This window comes from Thioclava arctica, from assembly GCF_040892615.1.
Classification (GTDB): Bacteria; Pseudomonadota; Alphaproteobacteria; order Rhodobacterales; family Rhodobacteraceae; genus Thioclava; species Thioclava arctica.
The window spans coordinates 131,457-156,674 of the sequence record NZ_JBFRYC010000006.1; the positions used below are offsets into that span (position 1 = coordinate 131,457).

Here is a 25,218-nt window from a genome sequence, read left to right on the forward strand (position 1 = left end):
CTTACAGAATGAGCTCTTTGGGACGCTTGCGTGCGAACCAGAAGCTGATGAAAAGTCGTGTCACCCATATCGCGGTAAACACAGATGTTACGATACCAATCAAGAACGTCACCGCAAAGCCACGCACCGGCCCTGCCCCCAGCACGAACAAGATCAAGGCCGTGAGGAAGGTGGTGACGTTGGCGTCGATAATAGCCGACATCGCGCGCTCATAGCCAAGCTCGATGGCGCGGGCCGGTTTCTTGGCGATCTTCAGCTCCTCTCGGATGCGTTCGAACACCAGCACATTGGCATCCACCGCCGTGCCCATCGTCAGCACGATCCCCGCAATGCCGGGCAGCGTCAGCGTGCCACCGATCACCGACATGATCGCAAAGATCAGCGCGATGTTGATCCCCAAGGCGATCGAGGCAAAGAAGCCGAACAAGCCGTAAGACGCAATCATGAAGGCCACAACCAGCACCGCGCCAACGGCAGCGGCCAGCTTGCCCGCCTTGATCGAATCTGCGCCCAGTTCCGGGCCAATGGTGCGTTCTTCAAGGAAGGTCATCGAAGCTGGCAACGCGCCCGCGCGCAGCAACAGCGCCAGATCGGTTGCCTCTTTGACCGTGAAGCGCCCGGTAATGATGCCCGAACCACCCGCGATATGCGATTGAATGACGGGGGCCGAGATCACCTTGTTATCCAGCACAATGGCGAAGGGCTTGCCGATATTGGCCTGCGTGTAGTCGCCAAAGGTGCGCGCAGCGCTCACGTTGAAGCGAAAGCCCACCGCAGGATAGCCGTTTTGATCGGTATCGGGGCGCGCATCAGTCAGATCCTCGCCGGTAACGACTGGCGAGGTATCCAGCACATAATACAACCCTTTTTGATCGGAGGACGGCAAGATTTCCTCGCCTGCGCCCACCGCCTCATTCGGGTTCGACGTGGTCGAGATCACCGAGTTGAAGGTCAGCTTGGCGGTCGTGCCGATCAGTTCTTTCAGCTCTTGCGCCGATTTCAGACCGGGCACCTGAATCAAGATCCGGTCCGAGCCTTCGCGCACGATGCTAGGCTCGCGCGTGCCAGCTGCGTCAATCCGGCGGCGCACGATTTCAAGCGATTGCTGCACCGTGCGATCGTCGGTTGCGGCTTTTTCAGCGTCAGAAAGCTGAATCACCAACTGGTCGCCCTCGCTGGTGATCGCGTAGGTCTTTTGCCCAACACCTGTCAGCGAGGTCACTGGCGTGTTCAGCGTTTGCGCAACCTCGATCGCCTTTTGCATCTGATCGCCATTACCGATGCGGATGCGCAAAATGCCCGGATCGGCCTGCACGCGCCGGATCGCCCCAAGCGTCGCGCGTTCATCCGCAAGCGCCTTGCGGAATTCCGGCCAGAGCGCATCGACACGGCTCTTATAAACATCAGCCACGTTGACCTGCGCCAAAAGCTGCGCACCGCCGCGCAGATCAAGGCCCAGATTGACCAGATCAGAGGGCAGCCAATCGGGCCAGGCCGAGTTCGCCTGCTGCTGCTCGGGCGTCATAGCGCCGTTTTTCTTCAGGGCTAAGAGCGCATCATTATGCCCCTCAACCCGGTTGTAAAAAGCGTTCGGCGCGGCAAAAATGATCCCTGCCAAAATAACGGCAAGGATCAGCACGCGCTTCCACAGCGAGATCTGCAACATGGGCGATGGGCCTTTGGCTAATTATTTGGCGCTTGTGGCGGGTTCGGTCTTGGACAGAACCTGCACGATGGTGGTTTTGATCACGTTGACTTCAACGCCCTGTGCGATCTCGACCTTGACCTCGCCATCTTCAAGCACCTTGGACACTTTGCCGACGATCCCGCCTTGCGTGACCACCTTGTCGCCACGGCGCAGGGTTTCAACCATCGCCCTGTGATCTTTGGCTTTTTTCTGCTGGGGACGGATCATCAGGAAATAGACGATCACGAAAATCAGGATCAGCGGTAGAAACTGACCAAGTGCTGCGACGGGGCTAGCGGATGCGCCGGCGGCTTGTGCGAATGCGGGTGTTGCGAACATGTCGTGGTCCTTTGTCTTTGGGCCTTGGGGGCAGATCGCCCCGTCTGTCGGCGCGCACCCTATCCGTGCCTATGACGCTTGGCAAGGCGATGCCAGCCCCGTTGCACGCTGTTCACGGCGCGATGATCGCGGCAAGCGGGCTGCGCGGTGGACTCTGCGCGCGCGCCATGCCTAATTTCGCGCAATTCCCCTATACGGAGATTACGCGATGCCCGGTTATGACCCCAATCTGATCTTTGACGCGACGGGCGGATATCTGCGCCAGTTTGAGCGTCTGGTGGCGATCATGGCCGCGTTGCGCGATCCGACAACCGGTTGTCCTTGGGATATCGAGCAGGATTTCGACACCATCGCGCCCTACACGATCGAAGAGGCGCATGAGGTTGCCGATGCCATCGCGCGCAAGGCTTGGAACGAATTGCCCGGCGAATTGGGCGATCTGGCCTTGCAGGTCGTGTATCATGCGCAAATGGCGAATGAGGGGGGCAAATTCGATATCGCTGATGTGCTGGGCGCGATCAACGCCAAGATGGTGGCGCGTCATCCCCATGTTTTTGGCGATGAGAGCCGCGACAAAACGCCCGAGCAGCAAACCGCAGATTGGGAAGCGATCAAGGCGGCCGAGCGCAAAGCAGCGGGCAAATCCGAGCGCGTGGGGGTGCTTGATGGGATCGCGCTTGGCTTGCCTGCGCTCAGCCGTGGGATCAAGTTGCAAAACCGCGCCGCGCGGGTCGGGTTTGACTGGCCCTCAACCGACGAGGTGCTGGACAAGATCGTCGAGGAAGCGCGCGAATTGGAGGAGGCGCGCGACTCGCTTGGCCCCGATGAGCTGGCCGAGGAATATGGCGATCTGCTGTTTGTGATGGTCAATCTGGGTCGCCATCTGGGGCTGGACCCCGAAGCAAGCTTGCGCGCTGCGAATATGAAATTCACGCGGCGTTTCAACTATATAGAAAGCGAACTTCAAGCGCGCGGCAAAGCCCCCAAAGACAGCGATCTGACCGAAATGGACGCGCTTTGGGATCAGGCGAAAGCGGCGGGCGTCAAATAACGCTCTGGGGGTGTGCAAGGGTACGCGCCGCAGGGTCAAACGCCCGCAGCGTCTCTGCCAACGCCTCCACCGCCGCGCCCATATCTTCGTCGCGCGCATGCTCTGCGGGACTGTGGCTGATGCCCTTGTGACAGCGCACAAACATCATCGCCACCGGGCAAAGATCGGCCATGGCCGAGGCGTCGTGGGTTGCGCCCGACGCCAGCTCGGGGGCCTGCCCCGTGACATCGCGCACTGCTGTTTGCAACTGGGCACGCAAGGTGAGATCACAGGCAATGGCGGGCTGGGCATAGCTGCGCGTGGCGACAATCTCGGTGCGGGTTTCGCGCGCGATATCGGCGCAAATCCGGGCCAAATCTTCCCCCGCAGCCTCGCGCGCGTTATCCTCGGGGGCGCGAATTTCGACCGTCAGATCCACCTGCGAGGGGATCGCGTTCACCACGTTGGGGCTGACAGTAAGGGCCCCGACCGTGGCGCGCAGATCGTGACGCAGCGCCAGATCATGCACCGCCTCAACCAGCTTGGCCCCCGCACGCAATGCATCGCGACGCAGTTCCATCGGCACCGTGCCCGCATGCCCCGTCTCACCGATGATGGTGACCGCATGTCGCTCGATCCCCGAAATCGCCGTCACCACGCCGAGCGGTGCATCCAGCGTTTCCAGCACCGGACCTTGCTCAATATGCAGCTCAAGATAGCCCAATGTGTCCGCAGGATCGCGTGCCAGAAGCAATGCTGCGTCGCGATCCCCGCCAAAGCGCGCAAGCGCATCGCCAAGGGTCTCGCCCCTGGCATCGCACATTGCAAACACCGTCGGGTCAAGCGTGCCCGCCAACGCGCGCGAGCCCAGTAAAGCGGTGGGAAAGCGTACGCCCTCTTCATCGGCAAAGGCCAAAATCTCGACCGCGAAGGGCAGATCCACCCTGTCTTGCTCCAGCTTTTCCAGCGCAAGACAGCCCAAGGCAACCCCCATGATCCCGTCAAAACAGCCACCTTGGCGCACGGAATCTTGATGCGAGCCGATCAGCAACGTGCCCGCCCCCGCAGGCCCCGCGCGCCGCCCCACCAGCGTGCCCGCCGCATCCAGATGCACCGCACATCCCGCCGCCCTCATCCAGCCCGTGATGATGCCGATTGCGGCTTCGTGCTGATCGCTGAACGGCAGCCGGGTCACGCCAGGACCAGGTTGTGACGCCATCGAGATAATCTCAAGCCGCTCGCGCGCGATCTCGCCCCACTGGGTCATGTCGACATTCCTATTTATCATGATAATTCGGTGACTACTCTTTCTGCTCTGATTGTTCTAGAAAAAAGAAACACCCCTAGCAGAATGACGCCGATGGCCCGCAAATCCGATCCCGAACCCAAACGCCGCCGCCCTGCGAAAGTGGCCGATCAGATCAAGGATTGGGTTGTATCCCAAGGCTTGCAAAAGGGCGATCGGCTGCCCGGTGAGACCGAGATGATTGCGCGCTTTGCGATGTCCAAAGGTACGATCCGCGAGGCGATGCGCCTGCTCGAAGGGCAAGGTTTGATCGAAACGCGCACCGGCCCCGGAGGCGGGTCATTCGTGGGTGAGGTCACCGAGGAACGCGCCCGGTCTCTGCTTGGAAACTACTTTTATTTCAAAGACCTGACCGTGGCCGACATCTATCAGATTCGCCGCGTGCTGGAACCCGAGATGGTCGCACAATTGGCAGGCACGCTGTCAGAACCCGCATTGGCCGAGTTGGAAGATCTGATCTCGCATTATGCAGAACCTGCGAAATCCCCGGAAGAAGAGCGCCAGCAACATGTGGATTCGCTTAAATTTCATGCGAGTTTGGCGCGCCAATCCGACAATCCGCTGCTATCGTTTCTGATTGGTTTCATGGCGCAAATCCTGTCCGATCTGACCGTCTATCGCAAACTCTACGCCCCGCCCAATCGCGAATTGTGGGAGAGCGGGCGCAATCACCAGATCCAGTTGATCGCGGCGCTGCGGGAGGGCCGTGGCGAAGACGCCCGCCTGATTATGGCCGATCACATGGAGACCGCACAGCGCCTGATGGAGGCGCAAGAAGCCGAGGTGATGAAACGCTTCATCGCCGAATAGCGCGGGGGTCAGGTTTCGGGGTCAGACCTCGGGGACGGGTAGCGGTTCGGTCTTGACCAGATCGGGCGCGCGATACGGATCGGCCAGCGTGGGCACCACGCGCGTCCACCCCCAATAGGGCTCGGTGCGCGCTGCGGCCAACAGGTTGGCGAGGTCCTCAAGCGGGCGGGCCGAGCGGTCGATCCGCAGGCTCAGCGGCGTTTGGCTGCGCGACACTACCAACAGCGCCGCCGAAAGCAGACCTCGACTATCGCCCCCTGCCCGCGCGCCCGCCACCAGTGCAGCCATCAGACGGTCAGGCATTGCGCCCGTGCTGCCCAGATAGGCGTCGCGCGTGGCCGAAATTACCTCGGGGGCCGAAAGCATATTGCCCGCCACGACGACACCCGGTCCCTCCAGCGCTCCACAGACAGGCACGCTGAGATCGCCAGTGAAATGGCCCGTGCGCCCGTGGCAGTCGATTGCCGCAAGCTGGCGATGCGCGCGACCGGCATCAGGCGCAGTCACATTGGCCACCGCCAGCGCCGCTGGCTTGCCAGCGCGCATCTCGGTCAAGACATCGTCCCCCCACAACGTCGACGGCGCGGTTCCCTGACTGGCCGACAGCCCCGATTCGGCCCCGCCACGCAACACCCAAGCCCCCACGCACAGGCTGCCCGTCATTGCAGCCCCGCCCAAATTGCCTGTTTTTTTGTCGAATGCGAGGATCGAAACCGTCATGCACGCTGCTCCGTTTATCTGACTCTTGCAATTATCATGATAATTTGCCCTGATGCAATTATCATAAAAAATATCAGCCATGTCTGAACAGGAGAGGTCACAATGTCAAAACTCACCCTCACGCGGCGCGCGCTACTGATTTCAGGCGTGGCGAGCGGCGTCCTTATGGGCACGAATCTGGCCGCGATGGCTGAAACCCCACCCGGTGTTCTGGTCGTGGGCCAGATTGCCGAACCCAAGGCGCTCGATCCGGCCGCCGTCACCGCAGTGAATGATTTCCGCATCCTGATGAATATCTATGACGGATTGGTGCGCTACAAATCGGGCACGCTGGAGGTCGAACCGGCGCTGGCGCAAAGCTGGACGATCTCGGAGGACGGGAAGACTTATACGTTCAAGCTGCGCGATGGCGTCAAATTCCACGATGGATCGCCCTTTGACGCCGAAGCGGTGGTGTTCAATTTCCAGCGTATGTTGGATGACACCCACCCCTACCACCACACCGGGCCGTTCCCGCTGGCGTTCTTTTTCTCCAGCGTGGACAAAGTCGAGGCCACCGATGCGACAACCGTGACCTTCACGCTGAAAGAGCCCTACGCGCCCTTCCTGTCCAACCTCGCCTATCCGACGGGGTTGATCGTCTCGCCCACTGCGGTGAAGAAATTCGACAAAGATTTTGGGCGCAATCCGGTGGGCACCGGGCCGTTCGTGTTCAAGGAATGGCGCCCCAATGAGGCCGTAGTGGTCGAGGGCAATCCCGATTATTGGGACACGCCCACGACCCTCAAGGCGGTGATATTCCGCCCCATTACAGACGCCAACACCCGCGTGGCCGAGATGCTGGCCGGAGGGATTGATCTGATGGTCGAGGTCCCGCCCGTCGCACTCAAAGAGTTCCAGAATGCAAGCTACCATCTGGTCGAACAGGCCGGCCCGCATCTGTGGTTCCTGATCCTCAATTGCGCCTCGGGACCGTTCAAGGACAAGCGCGTGCGTCAGGCCGCCAATTACGCGATCAACAAGGAAGCGCTGGTCAATGACGTTCTGGAGGGCACCGCGACGGTCGCGGCGGGCCCGACGCCTGCGGCCTTTGCCTGGGCGCATGACGACAGCTTGCAGCCCTACCCCTACGATCCCGAAAAGGCCAAAGCCTTGATCAAAGAGGCCGGGGCCGAGGGCGCGGAAGTGGTGTTTTATGTCACCGATGGCGGCTCGGGGATGCTTGACCCGGTGCCGATGGGCACGGCCATTCAGGCAGATCTGAAAGCCGTGGGGCTGAACGCCAAGATCGAGACCTTTGAATGGAACACCTTCCTTGGCAAAGTGAACCCCGGTCTGGATGCCAACGGCGCGCATGTCGATATGGCCGAGATGGCGTGGATGACCAACGATCCCGACACTCTGCCCTATCTGGCGCTGCGCACCGATGCCTGGCCCGATAAGGGCGGGTTCAACTCGGGCTATTATTCCAACCCCGAGGTGGACAAGCTGCTGAATGAGGCGCGGACCTCGACCGATCAGGCCAAGCGCGCCGAGCTATACAAGAAGATGCAGGTCATCGTGCATGACGACGCGCCTTGGGTCTTTGTTGCGAACTGGAAACAGAACGCAGTGAGCAATGACAAAGTGTCTGATTTCACCCTGCAACCGTCGTTCTTCTTGCTGCTCAAGGACGTGAAAAAGGCCTAAGCGGGTTTGGAGGGCGGGCGGATCGGCCTGCCCTCTGTTCTTGAGACGCGAACCATTCGGAGCGGTAATGGGCGGCTATATCCTCAAACGGCTTTTGCTGGCGATCCCGGTGATTTTCGGCATCACGGTGATCGTGTTCTTGATCATGGCGATGATCCCCGGCGATCCGGCCACGGCCATTCTGGGCAGCTACGCCACGCCCGACAATGTGGCCAAGATCAACCGCGACCTGGGCCTCGATAAGCCGCTGGTGACACGCTATTTCATCTGGCTGTGGAACATGTTGCATGGCGATTTCGGGACCTCGTTTTCGCTTAACCGCCCCGTCATCGACGAGGTGCTGGAGCGCTTCAACAACACGCTGATCTTGGCGGGCACGTCTTTTGTGATGTGCACCGTTCTGGGCATCATCGCAGGTTCAATTTCGGCGGCGCGCCAATATGGCTTTGCCGATAAGGCGATCACCTTTGTCGTGCTGCTGGGCATCTCGATCCCGTCGTTTTTTCTTGGCATGATGATGATCCTTTTCTTCGCCGTCGATCTGCGCTGGCTGCCGGTTTCGGGGATGTATGCGATCTATGGCGGGGGCGATCTGCCTGATCTGATCCGCCACCTCACCATGCCCGCGCTGGCGCTCGCGGTTGTGGCGACGGGGGTTGTGGCGCGGCTGTCGCGTTCGGCCATGCTCGAAGTGTTGCGGCAGGATTTCATCCGCACGGCGCGGGCCAAGGGCGTCGGCGAAGGCCGCGTGATCTGGGGCCATGCGTTGCGCGCGGCGATGGTCTCGATCATTCCGGTGCTGGGCATTCAGGCGGGGTTCGTGCTGTCGGGCGCGGTTTATATCGAGATCGTGTTTCAGTGGCCCGGCATCGGGCGGATGCTGGTCGATGCCATTCTGCAGCGTGACATCCTGCTGGTGCAAGGCGGCGTGGTGTTCGTTGCGGCCTGCTACGTGATTTTCAACATCATCGTCGATGTGGCGCAAAGCCTGCTGGACCCGAGGATCAAGACATGAGCGCGTTTTTCAAATTGCTGGCGCGCAATCGGATGGCGCTGGGCGGTCTGGTGGTGATGGGGCTGGTGGTGGTGCTGGCGCTGATCACGCCGCTCTTGCCGCTGATCGACCCCGATGTGACCAATACCGCTGACCGTTTTCAGCCGCCCTTCTCGCCTGGTCATCTGCTCGGCACCGATCAACTGGGGCGTGATTTGCTCTCAAGGCTTCTTTGGGGCACGCGGCTGTCTCTGGCTGTGGGCTTTGCCGCCGCGCTGTTTGCGGCTGTGGCCGGGGCCGCCGTGGGCATCATCGCGGGGTTTTACGGCGGGCGCACCGATAATGTCATCATGCGCGGCGTCGATATGCTGATGGCGTTTCCCTATATTCTGCTGGCGCTGGCGATTGTCGCCGCCCTCGGTCCCGGCTTGGTGAACGCGCTGATCGCGGTGTCGGTCGTCAACATCCCGTTTTTCGCGCGCAACATTCGCGGAATCACCGTGGGGCTGGCGCATAAGGAATTCGTCGATGCGGCGAAACTGGCGGGCATGTCGAATGCGCGCATCATCCTCTCCGAAATCCTGCCCAACGTGATCCCCGTCATCGTGATCGCGATGTCCACGACCATCGGCTGGATGATCTTGGAAACCGCAGGGCTTAGCTTTCTCGGGCTTGGCAGCCAACCTCCGCAGGCCGATCTGGGATCTATGCTGGGCGAGGCGCGCTCGGCCCTGATCACCAACCCGTATACCTCGGTCATTCCCGGCATCATGATCCTGATTATCGTGATGAGCATCAACCTGCTGGGAGATGGCGTGCGCGACGCCCTTGATCCGCGCCTAAAATCGGGCGCGCTGAGCCGCCCGATGGCGGCCACGCGGGTGGATCGCAAGGACAAGCCCGCAGCCAGAACGCAAACCGATGGGCTGCTAAGCCTCGAAAACCTGCACACCCAGTTCCACGTCAAAAACAGGGTCTATAAAGCGGTTTCTGGCGTGTCGCTATCGGTCAAGCCGGGCGAATGTTTGGGGGTAATTGGAGAATCTGGCTCGGGGAAATCGGTCACGGCGCTGTCGATTATGGGGCTGGTGGCCTCGCCGCCCGGCGTGATCACCGGGGGCGCGGCGCGCCTTGAGGGGCGGGACATGATCGGCGCACCCTACCCCGAATTGCGCAGCCTGCGCGGTCGCCGCGTCGCCTATATCTTTCAAGATCCGTTGGCCACGCTGCATCCGCTTTACAAGGTCGGCGATCAGCTGATCGAAGCAATCTCGTGCCACTGCGCGATCTCGAAATCCGATGGGCGCGCCAAGGCAATCGATCTGCTGAGATCGGTGCGCATCCCCAATGCCGAAGAGCGCATCGACAGCTATCCCCATGAAATGTCGGGCGGGATGCGCCAGCGCGTGGGCATCGCGATGGCGCTGGCCAATGACCCCGATGTGATCATTGCGGATGAGCCGACAACGGCCCTTGATGTTACCGTTCAGGCGCAAATCCTATCGCTTCTCAATGACTTGCGGCGCGAACGTGGGCTGGCGATCATCTTTATCACACATGATTTCGGTGTTGTCGCGCAGCTTTGCGACCGTGTTGCGGTGATGTATGCGGGTCGCATCGTAGAAACCGGGCCGACGATGGCGGTGCTTGACGCGCCCGCCCATCCCTACACCGCGCGGCTGATCGCTTGCGTGCCCGAACTGGGCGCAGGCAAGCGCAAGCTGGAGGCCATTCCGGGCCTGCCGCCCTCGGTCGATGATCTGCCCATGGGCTGTGCCTTTGCCCCGCGCTGCCTGAGGGCGCAAGAGGCTTGCCGGCAAGGTGAGATCGCGCTGGCCGGGGAGGATGCGCGCGCCGTGCGCTGCCTGTTCCCCGAAACAACCCTCGCGGAGGAAACCGCATGAGCATCGCATTGCAAGTCACTGACATATCAAAGACATTTCTGGTTGGGAAAAGACTTTTCGGAGGTGCCAAGGGGGCCGTAAAGGCAGTGCATCCAATCACGCTGTCGGTCACCACCGGCGAAACTTTGGGCATCGTGGGCGAAAGCGGTTGCGGCAAGTCCACCTTGGCGCGGATGCTTGTGGGACTGATCCCTTCAACAACGGGCCAGATCGAGATCGAGGGCGCGGCGCTCAATACCGCCGACCCGGCGGACTTTGGCAAGCGTATCCAATACGTGTTCCAAGACCCGATCAGCAGCCTCAACCCACGCAAGACGATCCGCCAAATCATGGATGCGCCGCTGAAGCTGCTGCATAAGATGGACCGTCCAGCGCGCGAAAAGCGCATCCTTGAGATTTTCGATAGTGTGAACCTGCGCGCCGATTTCCTGGATCGCTATCCGCATGAATTTTCCGGCGGTCAGGCGCAGCGTATCGGCATCGCGCGCGCGCTCGCCGCCCAAGCGCGCATCCTGATCTTGGACGAACCGGTCTCGGCGCTGGATGTGTCAGTGCAGGCGCAAGTATTGAACTTACTCGCTGATCTCAAACGCGAATTTGGCCTGACCTATCTCTTCATCAGCCACGATCTTGCGGTGGTTGAGGCCGTGTCAGACCGCATAGCCGTGCTCTATTTCGGTTCGGTCGTCGAAGAAGGTCGCGCCGAAGAGATTTTCGCCAATCCGCGCCATCCCTACACCAAATTGCTAGCCGAAAGCGCGCCTGTCGTGGGCCGCGCGCTTGGCGACCCCGAACAGGGTCAGGCAGAGCTGCCAAATCCGCTCAACCCGCCGCCCGGCTGCGCATTCGCCAATCGCTGCCCGTATGCCAGCGATCAATGCCGCAAAACCGTGCCCGTGCTGGAACAGATCGGGCCCGATCAGCGCGTGGCCTGCTATCATCCGCGGCCCTCAACCTAGATCATCGCGTAGGCAGTTGTTTTGCCGCGATTTTTAGCCGTACTGTCGGGGGCCAGCGCATGGCCCCTCACTGCTCAAGGGAATTGATCCGCCGATACGATACGTCGCGTGATGACCAAGCTGCCGGTGATGCGGCTCGCTGGAGCGACAAGCGTTTTACGCCCGCGCCCGTGCCGGATTTGGCGTCGTGCGCTGCACCGAAACCCGCCGCTTTGGCAGCTTCATCCTGCGCAAAGGCGTGATTATCTAAGCGATCTGACGGTGCTCCGCTTTCGGATCATGCCGTTTCAAACAGCGCGCGACGGCGCTCTTGACGGGCGCGGATTTTGTCGAGATCGGCAATCGGGGTCGCGGCCAGCAAGGTGCGCGTATATTCGTGCTGTGGATTGGCAAAGATCGCATCGCGCGGCGCGTGTTCCACCACCTCACCATCCTTCATCACCATCACCTCATCGGCGAAATAGCGCACCACCGAAAGATCATGACTGATGAAGGCATAAGTTAGATTAAACTCGTCCTGCAAGTCTTTGAGAAGATTCAAAACTTGTGCCTGAATCGATAGATCGAGCGCCGATACCGGCTCATCGAGAATAAGAACTTTCGGGTTGAGCATCAGCGCGCGCGCAATCGCGATCCGTTGGCGCTGACCGCCAGAAAACATATGCGGATAGCGGTTGTAATGGCGCCGCTCGAGCCCGACTTTTTCCAGCATGGTTTCGGCGCGCTCACGGCGCTCATTGGCCGACATTTTGGTGTTGATGATCAGCGGTTCCGTCAGCACCTCGCCCACTTTCTGACGCGGATTCAGCGAGGAATACGGGTTTTGAAACACGATCTGCACTTTGGCGCGCAGCTCGGGTGTGATCTTTTGCGCGGTGATGTCGATGCGCTGACCTTCGATCAGCAACTCGCCGGAATTGGCCGGGTCGATCAGCGTCAGAATGCGCGCGAGCGTCGATTTTCCGCAGCCAGATTCCCCGACAATCGCCAGCGTTTTGCCCTGCTCAAGCGCGAAGGAAATGCCATGCAGCGCGCGAATGATGCGCGCAGGGCGCATGAATCCGCCCGAGACGGTATAGTCGCGCGTCACGTCGCGCACCTCTAAGATCACGCTCATACCAGCCCCTCCCAACCATCACTCACTGTCAGCAGCCGATCCCCCGTCGCGTTTTCTGGCAAAGCTGCCAGCAGCGCACGGGTGTAGGGGTGCTGGGGGTTCTCAAACAGGCTCAGCACATCGGCCTCTTCCATCTTTTTGCCCTGATATTGCACGCTGACACGGTCGGCGGTTTCCGCCACCACGCCCATGTCATGGGTGATCATGATCAGCCCCATGCCATAATCTTCCTGCAAAGCCATCAGCAGATCGAGGATCTGTTTCTGGATCGTTACATCAAGCGCTGTTGTCGGCTCATCTGCGATCAGAAGCTTGGGTTTGCACGCAATCGCCATCGCGATCATCACTCGCTGACATTGCCCGCCCGAAAGCTGATGGGGATACGATCTCAGCCGCCGCTCGGGTTCGGGAATGCCGACCTGATCGAACAGTTCTAGCGCGCGTTTATGCGCTGCTGCCCCTTTCAGGCCAAGGTGGCGATGCAGCACCTCCTCAATCTGGTAGCCGCAGGTGAACGAGGGATTGAGCGACGAAATCGGCTCTTGAAAGATCATCGAAATTTCGCGCCCGATGATCGAACGCCGCTCGCGGTCCGACATTTTCAGCATGTCGCGCCCGTCATATTCCATCACATCGGCGGTGATCGTGGCGGTATCGGGCAACAGCCCCATCACCGCCAGCATCGAGACGGATTTGCCCGAGCCGGATTCCCCGACGATGGCGAGAACTTCGCGTTGGCTGACCTCGACATCGATGGAATCCACGGCGCGAAATGGCCCCGCGGCGGTGTCGAATTCAACGGTGAGGTTGCGGATTTTCAGCAAGGACATTGGCTCAGCTCCGCTTCAGTTTCGGGTCAAGCGCATCGCGCAAGCCATCACCCATCAGGTTGATCGCCAGCACCGTGATCAGGATCGCAAGCCCCGGGAAGGTCACGACCCACCAGGCGCGCAGAATGAACTCACGCGCCTCAGATAGCATCGTGCCCCATTCCGGTGTCGGGGGCTGCGCGCCCATCCCGAGAAAGCCAAGCGCGGCGACATCGAGGATCGCGTTGGAAAAGCTCATCGTGCCTTGAACGATCAGCGGCGCGAGGCAGTTGGGCAGTACGGTGCGAAACATCAGCCGCATATCGCCCGCGCCTGCAACCTGCGCCGCCATGACGTAATCTTTCGAGCGCTCCCCCAACACCGCCGCGCGGGTGAGACGGGCGAAATGGGGCTGATACACGATCGCAATCGCAATCATCGCATTGATCAATCCGGGGCCAAGGATCGCCACGAAAACCAGCGCCAAAAGCAGCGACGGAAACGCAAGGATCACATCCATCACCCGCATGATCACGGTGTCGATCCAACCGCCAAACCAGCCTGCCAGCAAGCCAAGGATCACCCCGACCGACAGCGCCAGCACAACCACGAAAAAGCCCACGAACAGCGAATAGCGCGCGCCAAACAGCAGTCGTGACAAGATATCGCGCCCAATGGCATCGGTGCCCAGCCAAAAATGGCCATGCGCATTACCGGTCATCGGCTTGGCCAACAGGGTGTCGCGAAATTGCACATCGGGCCCATGCCCGGCCAGTAGCGGTGCGGCAATGGCGGCAAACAAGATCAGCGCGAACACCACGAGTGCTATGACAGCGCCACGGTTCTCGCTAAAGTAAAACCAGAATTCGGCCAATTGGGCGCGACGGGTTCCCGGCGTGAGTGTTGTGTCAGCCATGATGTCACCTATGCCGGATACGAGGATTGATAAGACCATACAGCAGGTCCACGATCAGGTTCACGACCATCACGATCACCGCGATCATCAGCAGCCCGCCCTGCACCGATGGATAGTCGCGCCGCGAGATTGAATCGACCATCCACTTGCCGATTCCGGGCCAGCTAAAGATCGTCTCGGTCAGGATCGCCCCGGCCATCAACATGCCAACCTGAAGGCCAATCGTGGTGACCACCGGGATCATCGCGTTGCGCAGCGCGTGAATACCGATCACCCGACGCGGCGGCATGCCCTTGGCGCGTGCGGTGCGCACATAATCTTCGCCCAGCACTTCAAGCATCGCCGAACGGGTCTGGCGTGCAATCACCGCCAATGGAATCGTGGCCAGCACGATCGAGGGCAAAATCAGATGGCTGAGCGCCGAGGCCAGCGCGCCTTTCTGCCCCGAGGCAATCGCGTCCCAGATCATGAAATTCGTGCCATTGGGGAAGTAATACATCAGCGAAATGCGCCCCGAAACCGGGGTCCAGTGCAACACGCCCGAGAACAGGATGATCAAGAGCAGGCCCCACCAGAAGATCGGCATCGAATAGCCCACCAACGCCGTCGTCATCGAGACTTGATCAAACCACGAGCCGCGCTTGATAGCGGCGATCACGCCCACCGGCACACCGATGACGATGGCCAGAAACATCGCGCAGAACGCGAGCTCAAGCGTGGCCGGGAATAGCGTCAGGAATTCATGCAAAACAGGGCGGTGCGTGACGAGGCTATTGCCCAGATCGCCATGCAGCACGCGCCACAGAAACTCGCCATATTGCACCCAGATCGGGCGATCAAAGCCCAGTTGATGGGTCAGTTCGGCATAGCGTTCCGGGCTTAGCCCGCGCTCGCCCGCCATAAGAAGCACCGGATCACCGGGAAGCACCCGCACGAACCCGAAGGCCACAATGGTGATTCCGATCAAGGTCGGGATCAGCCAGAGAATCTTGCCGAGGAAAAATCTGATCATGTCAGCCTGCTAAATTATCGGGGCGCCCGGATCAACCGGGCGCCCCTAAAGGATATGTCAGTGGCTCAGGATTATTCCTGAATGTCCACCCCGTAGAAGTCATGACCACCCAGCGGGCTCATCACATATCCGGTCACTTTTTTCGACATCGGCATGAACACCGTCGAATGGGCCAGCGTGTCCCACGGTGCTTGCTCTTTGAACACGACCTGCGCCTGCTCATACAGCTTGGTGCGCTCTGCCATATCCGAGCTTTGCTTGGCCTTGGTGATCAGGTTTTCGAAATCCTTGTCACACCAGAAGGCACGGTTGGCACCGCTTTCCGCACCCGCACAGCTCAGCAGCACGCCCAAGAAGTTGTCGGGATCGCCATTGTCACCCGTCCAGCCCAAGATCACCGCCCCGTCGCGGGCCGGATCTTTGGATTTCTTGAGGTATTCACCCCATTCATAGGACACGATATTGGCCGTCACGCCGACCTTGGCGAGATCGGATTGCATCAACTCGGCGGTGCGGCGCGCATTGGGCATGTAGGGCCGCTGCACGGGCATCGCCCAGATGTTCATCGTCAGGTCTTTCACCCCTGCTGCATCAAGCATTTTCTTAGCTTCTGCAGGATCATAGGCGTCGTCCTTGATGTCCTTGTTATAGGACCACATGGTCGGCGGGATCGGGTTCTTGGCGACTTGACCGGCACCTTGGAACACCGCTTCGATGATCGCTTGCTTGTTGATCGCCATGTTCAGCGCTTTACGCACGTTCACATTGTCGAACGGCGCTTGCTTGGTGTTATAGGCAAGATAGGCGACGTTCAGACCGGGCTGCTCTTCCACGGTCAGGTTCTGGTCGGCTTTGAGTGCGGCAATATCTGCCGGTGCCGGATAGGGCATGATCTGGCATTCGCCCGCTTGCAATTTTTGCATGCGCACAGCCGGATCGGGGGTGATCGCAAAGATCAGATCATCCACCGGGGTCTTGCCTTTGAAATAGTCCGGATTCGCCTTGTAGCGGATCACAGCGTCTTTCTGATAGGCGACGAATTCAAACGGCCCAGTGCCGACGGGCACGTTGTTGATGTCGGCCTTGCGATCTTCGCTTGCCAGCTTGTCGGCATATTCCTTGGACAGGATCGAGGCGAAATCCATCGCCATATCTGCCAAGAACGGCGCGTTAGGCTCGGTCAGGGTGAACTTGACCGTCAGATCATCGACCTTCTCGACCGATTTCACGATCTTGGGCATGTCCATCGCGTTGTAATATTCATACGAGATGCCGGGCGCATATTGATAATAGGCGTTTTTCGGGTCCGCTTGACGATCAAACGAGAAGATCACGTCATCTGCGTTAAAATCGCGCGTCGGGGTAAAGCCGTCGACCGAGTGGAATTTCACGCCCGGACGCAGGTGGAAGGTGTAGGTCAGCCCGTCTGCGGACACATCCCATTTCTCGGCCAGGCCCGGTTCGATTTCGGTGGTGCCGGGTTTGAACTCGACCAGTTGGTCATAGACCGGGTGCGACGACGCATCAAAGGTCGTGCCAGCGGTATAAGGCGCGGGATCAAACCCCTCGGGCGAAGCCTCTGAGCAATAGACAAGCGTCTTGGCCCCGGCTGCACCCGCCGTCAACATGACAGCGGCGGAACATGCCAGAAGCATTGAACGAATGGTCATTATTTATCCTTCCTGTTGGTTAGTCTTCGGCTGTGCCGACTCGCCATCTTATGAGGTCAAATCCCGACACGAACTGGTGAGGGAGTAAAACGTCATTTGATTGCTTGGTCAACAAATGCCGCAACGTCGCCCATCACGAGGCGTTGAAATGTTCAGCTTAAAGCAAGGACATCTACCGCCTGCGCGCTTTGCTGCCCACCTGCCCCGCGCATTGCCCCGCGCAAGGGCGGCACATCATCGTAATCGCGCCCATAGCCAACGGTAATATAATCCTCGCCTGCGGTCTGATTGTTGGTCGGATCGAACTCCACCCAACCCATATCGACCCCCGCCCAGGCGCGCACCCAGGCATGCATTGCATCCGCCCCCTCAAGACGCGGTTGCCCGGGGGGCGGATAGGTACGCAAAAACCCGGACACATAGCCCGCAGGCACGCCGATCCCGCGCAAACAAGAAATCATGATATGGGTGAAATCCTGACACACGCCATGGCGATTGGCAAAAGCCTCGGCGGCGGGGGTATCCACATCGGTGGCCTTGGCGTCAAAACGCATCTCTTCAAACAGCGCGCGCCCAATCGCCTCAATCGCCTGATAGGCGGTCATGCCGGGCGAAATCAGCGAGCGCGCAAAGGCGGTCATGTCAGGATCGGGCGCAGCGCGGTGCGAGGCCCCCATAAAATGATGCGGGCTCATCGGCCCCAAATCGCGTTGCTGGGCCAGTTCTTCACGCAACTCCCCCAACGAGCACGACAGATCAAACGCCGAGGATGCCGCCAAACGATCGACCTTCGCCTCCAGCGTGACCTCGATTTCCGCCAAGGGCAGATGCCACGCCACCGAGGTCACGACATTGCCGAAAAAGTCGCAGCTGTCATGACGTTCAGACGGGACCGGATCAAACTGCAACAGCCGCGCGCGCACCAATTGCACGCCTTCGATATCGCCCGGCAGCAAACGCAACATGTTGCGCGCGTGATCAGAGGGCGCGTCATAGGCGTATTTCAGCTTTAGCTTCAGCTCATAACGCATTGGACTACCTTAAATAACTGTCAGATATCAGATCAGAGACCTGATACAGCTGGCTGCGCAATTTTCTCAGGTATTGCGGCGTGATCATCTTGGGCTCGGCAACCGACAATTCCGTACGCAACGGCAAAAGCGCGCGCAAGATCGGCCCCGGCCGACCATCGACCTGCGCCTTGGGGAGCGCTTCAAGTATGACCTTCAAGTCATTGATCATGAACATGATTGCGCGCGGATTATCGGCATCAAGCACCAGCAGGTCCACCACAGTATCGCGATTGGTGCGCACCCGGTAGCGGCGTTGATGGGTGATCACGCTATCGCCCACCTCAACGGCAAGATCGAGCGAACCTTCGGGCGCATCCGCATCGGTGAATTGTATCAGCAAAGCCGCCATGGCATCTGCGCGTTCCAACGCCCGCCCGATGGACAGAAACCGCCAGCCCGCAAAGCGATACATATTTTCATGCACCAAGCCGGTAAACCCGGTGATCTTGCGCAACAACACCCCCATCGCGCGCGCGGTATCATCGCCAGGGCGCGAGGTTTGCGTCATCTGGCGCGCGGTCTTGGCCAGATCTTGCAGCGCAAGCCAGCCATCGGTGGAAAACCGGTCGCGCAATTTCGACGCACACGCCCGCGCCGCATCCAGCCGCGCAATCAGCGCCTCGGGCACCGGATCGCTGACATCAATGCCCACGGCATCCAGAAACTCGCCCATACGTACAAGGCGCGGATCGGCGGCGCTGCCCGTCGCCGCAAGGCGCAGATGATAGGCGCGGATCAGACGGATCGCATCTTCGCAGCGCTCGATATAACGTCCAAGCCAAAACAGGTTATCCGCTGCGCGCGCAGGCAAAGTGCCTTGCGTTTCCCGCCGAAACTCGGTTCCGGCGGGGGGCGCCAAAGTGATGGGCGGCACCGGGCGATCTGCGACGATCCAGACATCGGCCACCGCCCCGCCGCGCTGCATCGACAGCGCGGTGGTGTCGCCTTCGGGGCCGATGCGCGCATAGCCGCCCTTCATGAAGCGCCAGCCATGCGCGGTGCGCGCGGCAAACACCCGAACCGTCATCGGACAGGGCCGCAGCGCGCCGCCATCGGGCGTGTTGCGCCAAGCTGGCGTGGTCGAGAGCGTGACCGCCTCTTGCCCCACCAGATTAGAACCCTCTGCCTCAAGCCATTGCGCAATTGAGTCTTGTGCCGTGCCGCGAAAGGTTCCCCCCAGTGCGGTTGTGGCATCCAGATCAAAGGGCAGATCCACCGCCATAGCGGGGCCAATCATCATATTGGCCGCATTTTTGCGCACATGTTCGCGCTCCGTTGAGCTGCCACACCACCACGTCGCGATATTGCTCATCGCAAGCGGCTGGCCCCGTAAAACGCGCGATATTTTGGGCAAGAACGCCATCAAAGCGCGCGTTTCCAGCACACCCGCACCAAGCGCATTGGCCATCGCCAGATTGCCCAGCCGCACCGCCTCCATCAGGCCGGGTGTGCCGATCTGGCTTTCGGGACGGAACTCTAGCGGATCGGCAAAGCCCGCATCCATGCGCCGCCACAGCGCCCCAAGCGGTTTTGGCCCCTCAATCGTGCGCACCATCGCTTGGCCGTTTTCGACCAGCAGATCCTCGCCCTCAAGCAGCGGCAGACCAAGATAGCGCGCGATATAGGTATGCTCGTAATAGCTGTCATTGGCCGGACCCGGCGTCAGGATGGCGGCACGGCGCGCGCCCTCATGCCCCTGCGAGGCCAGATCCTCCAAAGCGCTGCGAAAATCTCCGAAAAACGCCGCCAATTTGTGGATGTGGTCACGCGGGAAGCTTTCGGGAAAGATCCGCCCCGTCGCCATCCGGTTTTCCAGAGCAAACCCCGACCCCGAGGGGGCCTGCGCGCGATCACCGAGCACGAACCACGACCCGTCCGGCGAGCGCCCGATCTCAAACGCCAAGAAATGCAGGTAATGCCCGCCACGCGGAGGCACGCCGACCATCGGGCGCAACCAATGCTGATTGCCCGCGATCAGTTCGGGCGGCAGATGCCCGTCGCTGACCAGCCGACCGGGGCCATAGAGATCGGCCATCACCGCCTCAAGAAGATCGGCGCGCTGCGCCAGCCCGTCGCAAATCCGGCCCCATTCTGTTTCGTGCAAAATCACCGGAATATGGCTGAGCGGCCATTCGCGTTCGGTCAAGGGATCGTTGGAGTAACGCCGGTAATAGACCCCCGCATCGCGCAGATATTGATCACCCCGCTCAAAACGCTGCGCGATTTCCGCGGGCGGCAGTTCAAGGAATTTTTCCACAAAGGGGCGCCAGACCGGGCGCATACGACCGTGCGTGTCAAACAATTCATCCGACACGCCCGGCGCAGGCCGATAGCGCGCCAAAAGCGGGTGGCGTTCGATCTGACTGTTGGGTTGCTCCATCGGGTCTCCGAGATTTACCGCATCAACTCAGCCCGATGGGGCGGCGCAGGTCAAGCGTATGGGGAAACTCCGGATGCGTTTGTTCCGGCGCGGGTCGGTAATCACCGGGGCTGTAGCCATGGGGTTCGAACCGCGCAAGACGGCGCGCCTCGGCCTCGTTGCCATTGATCGGGAAAGTGTCATAGCTGCGCCCGCCGGGATGGGCGACGTGATAGACACAGCCTGCAATCGCCCTGCCCGTCCAGTCATCATAGATATCAAAGGTCAGGGGCGCATTGACCGGCAGCGTCGGGTGCAGCGCCTCGGCGGGTTGCCACGCCTTGTAGCGCACACCGCCCACCAATTTTCCGGAGGTCGCGGTCTTGGCCAGCGGCACCGGGCGTTTGTTGCACATGATCTTGTAGCGATCTTGATGCAGCGAGGTCATCGTGACCTGAAGCCGTTCGACCGAGCTGTCGGTATAGCGCACCGTGCCGCCAATCGCTCCGGTTTCGCCCAGCACATGCCATGGCTCCAGCGCTTGGCGGATTTCGAGATGCACGCCCTCGGCCTCGATCTGACCACAGAACGGAAAGCGGAACTCGGCCTGCGCCTCAAACCATTGCGGATCAAGGTCAAAGCCATGATCGCGCAGATCCGACAGTAGATCGCGCAGGTCTTCCCACAGGAAATGGGGTAGCATGAAACGGTCATGCAGCACCGTCCCCCAACGCACCGGCTTGCCCGAGATCGGCGCATTCCAGCAGCGCGCGATGATGGCGCGCAGCAGCAATTGTTGGGCCAAGGACATGCGCGGATCTGGCGGCATCTCAAAGCCGCGGAACTCGACCAGACCCAAACGGCCGGTCGGTCCGTCAGGCGAGAACAACTTGTCGATGCAGATCTCGGCGCGGTGGGTGTTGCCCGTCACATCGGTCAGCATATTGCGCAGCAGCCGATCCACCAGCCAGGCCGGGGGCACTGCGCCCTCGGTTGGCGGATTGATCTGGCTCAGCGCGATTTCCAGCTCATACAGCGTGTCGTGGCGCGCCTCGTCGATACGCGGGGCCTGTGAGGTCGGGCCGATGAACAGACCCGAAAACAGGTAGCTCAGGCAGGGGTGGCGCTGCCATGTCAGGATTAGCGATTTGAGCAGATCGGGGCGGCGTAGAAACGGGCTGTCAAGCAAGGTTTCGCCGCCCACGACCACATGGTTGCCCCCGCCGGTGCCCGTGTGCCGCCCGTCGATCATGAACTTATCGGCGCCCAGACGGGACTGGCGGGCCTCTTCATAGATCGCCTCGGTGGTGGCCACGCATTCTTCCCAGTTGTGGGCGGGGTGAATATTGACCTCGATCACGCCCGGATCGGGAGCGACGCGGATCACGTTGAGACGCGGGTCCGAGGGCGGTGCGTAGCCCTCGATATGGATCGGCAGACCCATTTCCCTGGCGCTTTCCTCGGCGGCGGCAATCAGCTCCAGATAGTCCTCAAGATCCTCGGTCGGAGGCATGAAGACACAGAGCCGCCCATCACGCGGTTCCACTGAAATCGCGGTGCGTACGACGCCATCAATCGCGCCCAATTCCTGCTCGACGATCTGTTGCGCCGCGTCAGAGGATTGCGCCTCGGAGACAGGTTGGCTGCGCTCTTTGGAGGCAGCGGCCACCAAGCCCTCTGCCACCGCGCGTTCGACCTGTTCATGGAAATCGGGCAGATCATCCTTGGGCAGCGAAGTATCGGTGACGTAGTGATAGGGGTATTGGCTGGGCGGCACATGCGGCAGTGCGCCCAAGGGCAAACGGAAACCTGCCGGGCTGTCGCCGGGCACCAGATACAGTTTGCCACGCCGGGTTTTCCACTTTTCCGAGCGCCAGCGATGGCCCGGCATCGCCTTGGATTGCCAGCGTTGGATCGGCAGCACAAATCCGGTCGGCTTGTCCAAACCCCGCTCAAAAACCCGCGCGAACCGGGCGCGATCCTCGGGGTTTTTCAGCTTACTATCTTCGGGGGTGACATTGTCGGGCAAGTTGCCCTCTTTGAGCATCCATTCGGCGGGATCTTCAAACGCGGGCTGGGCGTTTTCCGGCTCCAGCCCCAGACGCTGCGCGATACCGCGCATCAGCGTGCCCGCCTGTTCCGGCCCTGCGCCCGTGTCATCGCCCTCATAGGCAATCAACGATTCATCGCGCCAGACCGGCTTGCCATCGTGGCGCCAGTAAAGCGAAAACGTCCAGCGCGGCAGGCTTTCGCCCGGGTACCACTTGCCTTGCCCGTAATGCAAGAAACCGCCCGGCGCGAAACGGTCGCGCAGTTTGCGGATTAGCGTATCTGCCAACGCACGTTTTTGCGGGCCAACCGCGTCGGTGTTCCACTCAGCGCTTTCGAAATCATCAATGGAGACAAAGGTGGGCTCGCCGCCCATCGTCAGGCGTACATCGCCCGCGGCCAGACTTTCATCAACCTTGCGCCCCAGCGCGTTGAGCCGCTCCCAACTCTCGTCGGAAAACGGTTTGGTGATGCGCGGATGTTCGGCCACGCGGGTCACGGTCATGTCGAAGTCGAAATTCACCTCTGGCGTGCCCTGGGCGGCAAACCCGCCCGAAATCGGCGCTGCATTGCGATAATGCGGGGTCGCGGCCAGTGGAATATGGGATTCCCCCGTCAGTAGACCCGAAGTCGGGTCCAAACCGATCCAGCCTGCACCGGGCAAGAACACCTCACACCACGCATGCAGATCGGTGAAATCGTGATCGGTCCCCGAAGGGCCATCCAGCGCCTCAAGATCGGGTTTGAGCTGAATGAGATAGCCCGAGACAAACCGCGCCGCAAAACCCAGATGACGCAGCACCTGCACCAACAGCCACGAGCTGTCACGACAAGACCCCATCTTGCTCGAAAGCGTCTCATCGGGCGTCTGCACGCCTGCCTCCATTCGGATCGTATAGCCCACAACCTGCGAAATCCGCGCATTCAGCGCGATCAGGAAATCAACGGTGCGGTTTTCCTGAAAATTCAGCGCGCCCACGAATTGCGCCAGCAACGGGCCTTCGGGTTCGGGGGTGCGATAAATCGACAGGTCATCGCGCAGGTCGTCGGAATACTCAAACGGCCACGTCTCGGCGCTGTCTTCGACGAAGAAATCAAACGGGTTGTAGACGGTCATATCGGCGGTCAGATCGACCTCGATCTTGAACTCGCGCACCGGCTCGGGAAACACGAACCGCGCCAGCCAGTTGCCATAGGGGTCTTGCTGATGGTTCACGAAATGCCCGCCGGGCGAAACCCTGAGCGAATGCGAGATCACGCGCGTGCGCGAATGGGGCGCAGGCCGCAGCCGGATGAGTTGGGGGCCCAAAGTGACCGGCCGATCATAAGTGTAATGGGTCAGATGGTGAATGCTGGCATGAATCGCCATAATCGATGCGCCCCGTTCATTGTTCTCCCTAAGACTAGGTGTGCCCGGCCCGCTTCACACTCGCAAAATGCACAAAGCGCGCAGAAAGGGCCCAAGGCGCGGGCGATTGATCAAAAAATACGCACCTAGATAACAGGTTTAGGCCAAGGCCCTGCCCGCTCACTTTTTATGCGCCTTTGGGGCTATCCCAGCAGATCGTGGCACAGCTCCAGCGCAGAGATCAGCGCGTCGACCTCGTCTCGGGTGTTATACATCCCAAAAGAGGCGCGCGCCGTAGCCGTCACCCCGAGCCAATCCATCAGTGGCCCGGCGCAATGCTGGCCTGCGCGCACGGCTACACCGCGCTTATCGAGAATCGTTGAGATATCATGGGGATGCGCCGGCCCGCTGAGCGTGAACGAGAAGATCGCGCCTTTGTCCGCAGCCGTGCCCTGCAGGCTAAGCCAGTTCAGACCCGCCAACTTGACCTGCGCATAGTCGCGCAGATCGCGCTCATGCGCGGCGATGTTCTCCATCCCGACACCCATCATATATTCCAGCGCCACACCCATGCCAATTTGCTGCACGATGCCGGGGGTTCCGGCCTCAAACTTCATCGGCGGGGTGTTGTAGGTAACGCTGTCGCGCGTGACCGTGTCGATCATATCACCGCCACCCATGAAGGGCCGCATCTGCGCCATGCGTTCAGAGCGGATATGAATCGCGCCCGAGCCCGAGGGCCCATAGAGTTTATGCCCGGTGATGACGTAGAAATCTGCGCCAATCGCATCGACATCTACGGGCCCATGCACCGCCGCTTGCGAGCCATCCACCAGCGTCGCGATGCCTTTTTCGCGCGCAGATTTGGCGATGCTCGCAACATCAACTTTGGTTCCTAACACATTGGACATATGCGCAATTGCGATCAGCTTGGTGCGATCCGTGATCGCCTCGAGGACTTTTTCGGGCGGCAGCGAACCATCGGGTTCTGGCTCCACCCATTTCAGCACCACGCCCTGACGTTCGCGCAGGAAATGCCACGGCACGATATTGGCGTGATGCTCCATCACCGATAGCAAAATTTCATCGCCCGGCTGCAAATTTGGCGCGGCCCAGCCGTAAGAAATCAGATTGATCCCCTCGGTCGCGCCGGTGGTGAAGACGATCTCATCCTCGTTCTTTACGCCCAAGAAACGCGCCACGATGGCCCGCGTGCTTTCGTATTTCTCGGTCGAGATATTGGACAGCGTATGCAGCCCGCGGTGCACATTGGCATAGTCGTTGAGATACAGATCACTCATCGCATCCACGACCACGCGCGGCTTTTGCGCGGACGCCCCGTTATCAAGGTAAACCAAAGGCTTGCCGTTGATCTCGCGGCTCAGGATCGGGAAATCGGCGCGGATTTTCGCGATATCATACATCTG

General features: G+C 60.3%; 20 protein-coding genes. 7 read left to right on the forward strand and 13 right to left on the reverse strand.

Annotation, left to right across the window (positions count from 1 at the left end; all coding sequences use genetic code 11):
- Position 1: 1 nt before the first annotated feature.
- Positions 2-1,666 (reverse strand): protein translocase subunit SecD, encoded by a 1,665-nt coding sequence (secD, locus tag AB4874_RS11835; protein ID WP_368392134.1) that lies wholly within the window; start codon positions 1,664-1,666, stop codon positions 2-4.
- A gap of 21 nt (positions 1,667-1,687) precedes the next feature.
- Complete coding sequence (gene yajC / locus AB4874_RS11840) at positions 1,688-2,026, reverse strand: preprotein translocase subunit YajC (RefSeq protein WP_368392135.1); 339 nt, start codon at positions 2,024-2,026, stop codon at positions 1,688-1,690.
- A gap of 208 nt (positions 2,027-2,234) precedes the next feature.
- Here yajC and mazG point away from each other — a divergent pair, with 208 nt between their 5' ends.
- The gene (gene mazG / locus AB4874_RS11845) at positions 2,235-3,077 is read left to right on the forward strand and encodes a nucleoside triphosphate pyrophosphohydrolase (protein ID WP_368392136.1); all 843 of its coding nucleotides are present in this window, start codon (positions 2,235-2,237) and stop codon (positions 3,075-3,077) included.
- Here mazG and AB4874_RS11850 read toward each other — a convergent pair.
- Positions 3,070-4,323 carry a M20 family metallo-hydrolase gene (locus AB4874_RS11850; protein ID WP_368392137.1) on the reverse strand — a complete coding sequence of 418 codons (1,254 nt, stop codon included), beginning with the start codon at positions 4,321-4,323 and terminating at the stop codon, positions 3,070-3,072. The genes mazG and AB4874_RS11850 overlap by 8 nt on opposite strands.
- A 93-nt stretch (positions 4,324-4,416) precedes the next feature.
- On the opposite strand from AB4874_RS11850, the gene AB4874_RS11855 reads away from it, so the two are divergent.
- Positions 4,417-5,172: a FadR/GntR family transcriptional regulator gene (locus tag AB4874_RS11855; RefSeq protein ID WP_368392138.1), complete on the forward strand. Its 756-nt coding sequence runs from the start codon at positions 4,417-4,419 to the stop codon at positions 5,170-5,172.
- A 21-nt stretch (positions 5,173-5,193) separates the two neighbouring features.
- Here the strand turns inward: AB4874_RS11855 and AB4874_RS11860 are convergent, their stop codons facing one another.
- Positions 5,194-5,892, reverse strand: a complete 699-nt coding sequence (locus AB4874_RS11860) for a DUF1028 domain-containing protein (RefSeq protein WP_368392139.1) — start codon at positions 5,890-5,892, stop codon at positions 5,194-5,196.
- A 102-nt stretch (positions 5,893-5,994) separates the two neighbouring features.
- Between AB4874_RS11860 and AB4874_RS11865 the strand changes: the two genes are divergently transcribed.
- The 5 genes from AB4874_RS11865 to AB4874_RS11885 all read left to right on the forward strand — a co-directional run bounded on the left by AB4874_RS11865 (position 5,995) and on the right by AB4874_RS11885 (position 11,688).
- On the forward strand, positions 5,995-7,581 hold the full coding sequence (locus AB4874_RS11865) for an ABC transporter substrate-binding protein (RefSeq protein WP_368392140.1): 1,587 nt from the start codon (positions 5,995-5,997) through the stop codon (positions 7,579-7,581).
- A gap of 67 nt (positions 7,582-7,648) precedes the next feature.
- Positions 7,649-8,596: an ABC transporter permease gene (locus AB4874_RS11870; protein ID WP_295531193.1), complete on the forward strand. Its 948-nt coding sequence runs from the start codon at positions 7,649-7,651 to the stop codon at positions 8,594-8,596.
- The gene (locus tag AB4874_RS11875) at positions 8,593-10,479 is read left to right on the forward strand and encodes a dipeptide/oligopeptide/nickel ABC transporter permease/ATP-binding protein (RefSeq protein ID WP_368392141.1); all 1,887 of its coding nucleotides are present in this window, start codon (positions 8,593-8,595) and stop codon (positions 10,477-10,479) included. The genes AB4874_RS11870 and AB4874_RS11875 overlap by 4 nt, the downstream gene beginning before the upstream one ends.
- Positions 10,476-11,438 carry an ABC transporter ATP-binding protein gene (locus AB4874_RS11880; protein ID WP_368392142.1) on the forward strand — a complete coding sequence of 321 codons (963 nt, stop codon included), beginning with the start codon at positions 10,476-10,478 and terminating at the stop codon, positions 11,436-11,438. The genes AB4874_RS11875 and AB4874_RS11880 overlap by 4 nt, the downstream gene beginning before the upstream one ends.
- Positions 11,439-11,577: 139 nt before the next feature.
- Entirely contained in the window at positions 11,578-11,688 is a 111-nt protein-coding gene (locus AB4874_RS11885; RefSeq protein WP_368392202.1) for an RbsD/FucU domain-containing protein, read from the forward strand.
- Between the two features lie 27 nt (positions 11,689-11,715).
- On the opposite strand, the gene AB4874_RS11890 is transcribed toward AB4874_RS11885, so the two are convergent.
- From AB4874_RS11890 to AB4874_RS11930, 9 genes are all read right to left on the reverse strand, one after another.
- Positions 11,716-12,555, reverse strand: a complete 840-nt coding sequence (locus AB4874_RS11890; protein WP_368392143.1) for a dipeptide ABC transporter ATP-binding protein — start codon at positions 12,553-12,555, stop codon at positions 11,716-11,718.
- Positions 12,552-13,385 carry an ABC transporter ATP-binding protein gene (locus tag AB4874_RS11895; RefSeq protein WP_295531206.1) on the reverse strand — a complete coding sequence of 278 codons (834 nt, stop codon included), beginning with the start codon at positions 13,383-13,385 and terminating at the stop codon, positions 12,552-12,554. The genes AB4874_RS11890 and AB4874_RS11895 overlap by 4 nt, the downstream gene beginning before the upstream one ends.
- A 4-nt stretch (positions 13,386-13,389) precedes the next feature.
- Positions 13,390-14,280 (reverse strand): ABC transporter permease subunit, encoded by an 891-nt coding sequence (locus AB4874_RS11900; RefSeq protein ID WP_368392144.1) that lies wholly within the window; start codon positions 14,278-14,280, stop codon positions 13,390-13,392.
- A 4-nt stretch (positions 14,281-14,284) separates the two neighbouring features.
- Positions 14,285-15,292: an ABC transporter permease gene (locus AB4874_RS11905; RefSeq protein WP_368392145.1), complete on the reverse strand. Its 1,008-nt coding sequence runs from the start codon at positions 15,290-15,292 to the stop codon at positions 14,285-14,287.
- Between the two features lie 71 nt (positions 15,293-15,363).
- Positions 15,364-16,962 (reverse strand): ABC transporter substrate-binding protein, encoded by a 1,599-nt coding sequence (locus AB4874_RS11910; RefSeq protein ID WP_368392146.1) that lies wholly within the window; start codon positions 16,960-16,962, stop codon positions 15,364-15,366.
- 152 nt (positions 16,963-17,114) lie between these two features.
- Positions 17,115-17,993 carry a transglutaminase family protein gene (locus AB4874_RS11915; RefSeq protein ID WP_368392147.1) on the reverse strand — a complete coding sequence of 293 codons (879 nt, stop codon included), beginning with the start codon at positions 17,991-17,993 and terminating at the stop codon, positions 17,115-17,117.
- Positions 17,994-17,997: 4 nt separating this feature from the next.
- Positions 17,998-20,415: a circularly permuted type 2 ATP-grasp protein gene (locus AB4874_RS11920; RefSeq protein ID WP_368392148.1), complete on the reverse strand. Its 2,418-nt coding sequence runs from the start codon at positions 20,413-20,415 to the stop codon at positions 17,998-18,000.
- Positions 20,416-20,437: 22 nt separating this feature from the next.
- Positions 20,438-23,812, reverse strand: coding sequence for a transglutaminase family protein (locus AB4874_RS11925; RefSeq protein ID WP_368392149.1), 3,375 nt, complete (start codon positions 23,810-23,812; stop codon positions 20,438-20,440).
- Positions 23,813-23,994: 182 nt separating this feature from the next.
- The gene (locus tag AB4874_RS11930; RefSeq protein ID WP_368392150.1) at positions 23,995-25,215 is read right to left on the reverse strand and encodes a cysteine desulfurase; all 1,221 of its coding nucleotides are present in this window, start codon (positions 25,213-25,215) and stop codon (positions 23,995-23,997) included.
- Positions 25,216-25,218: the final 3 nt, after the last annotated feature.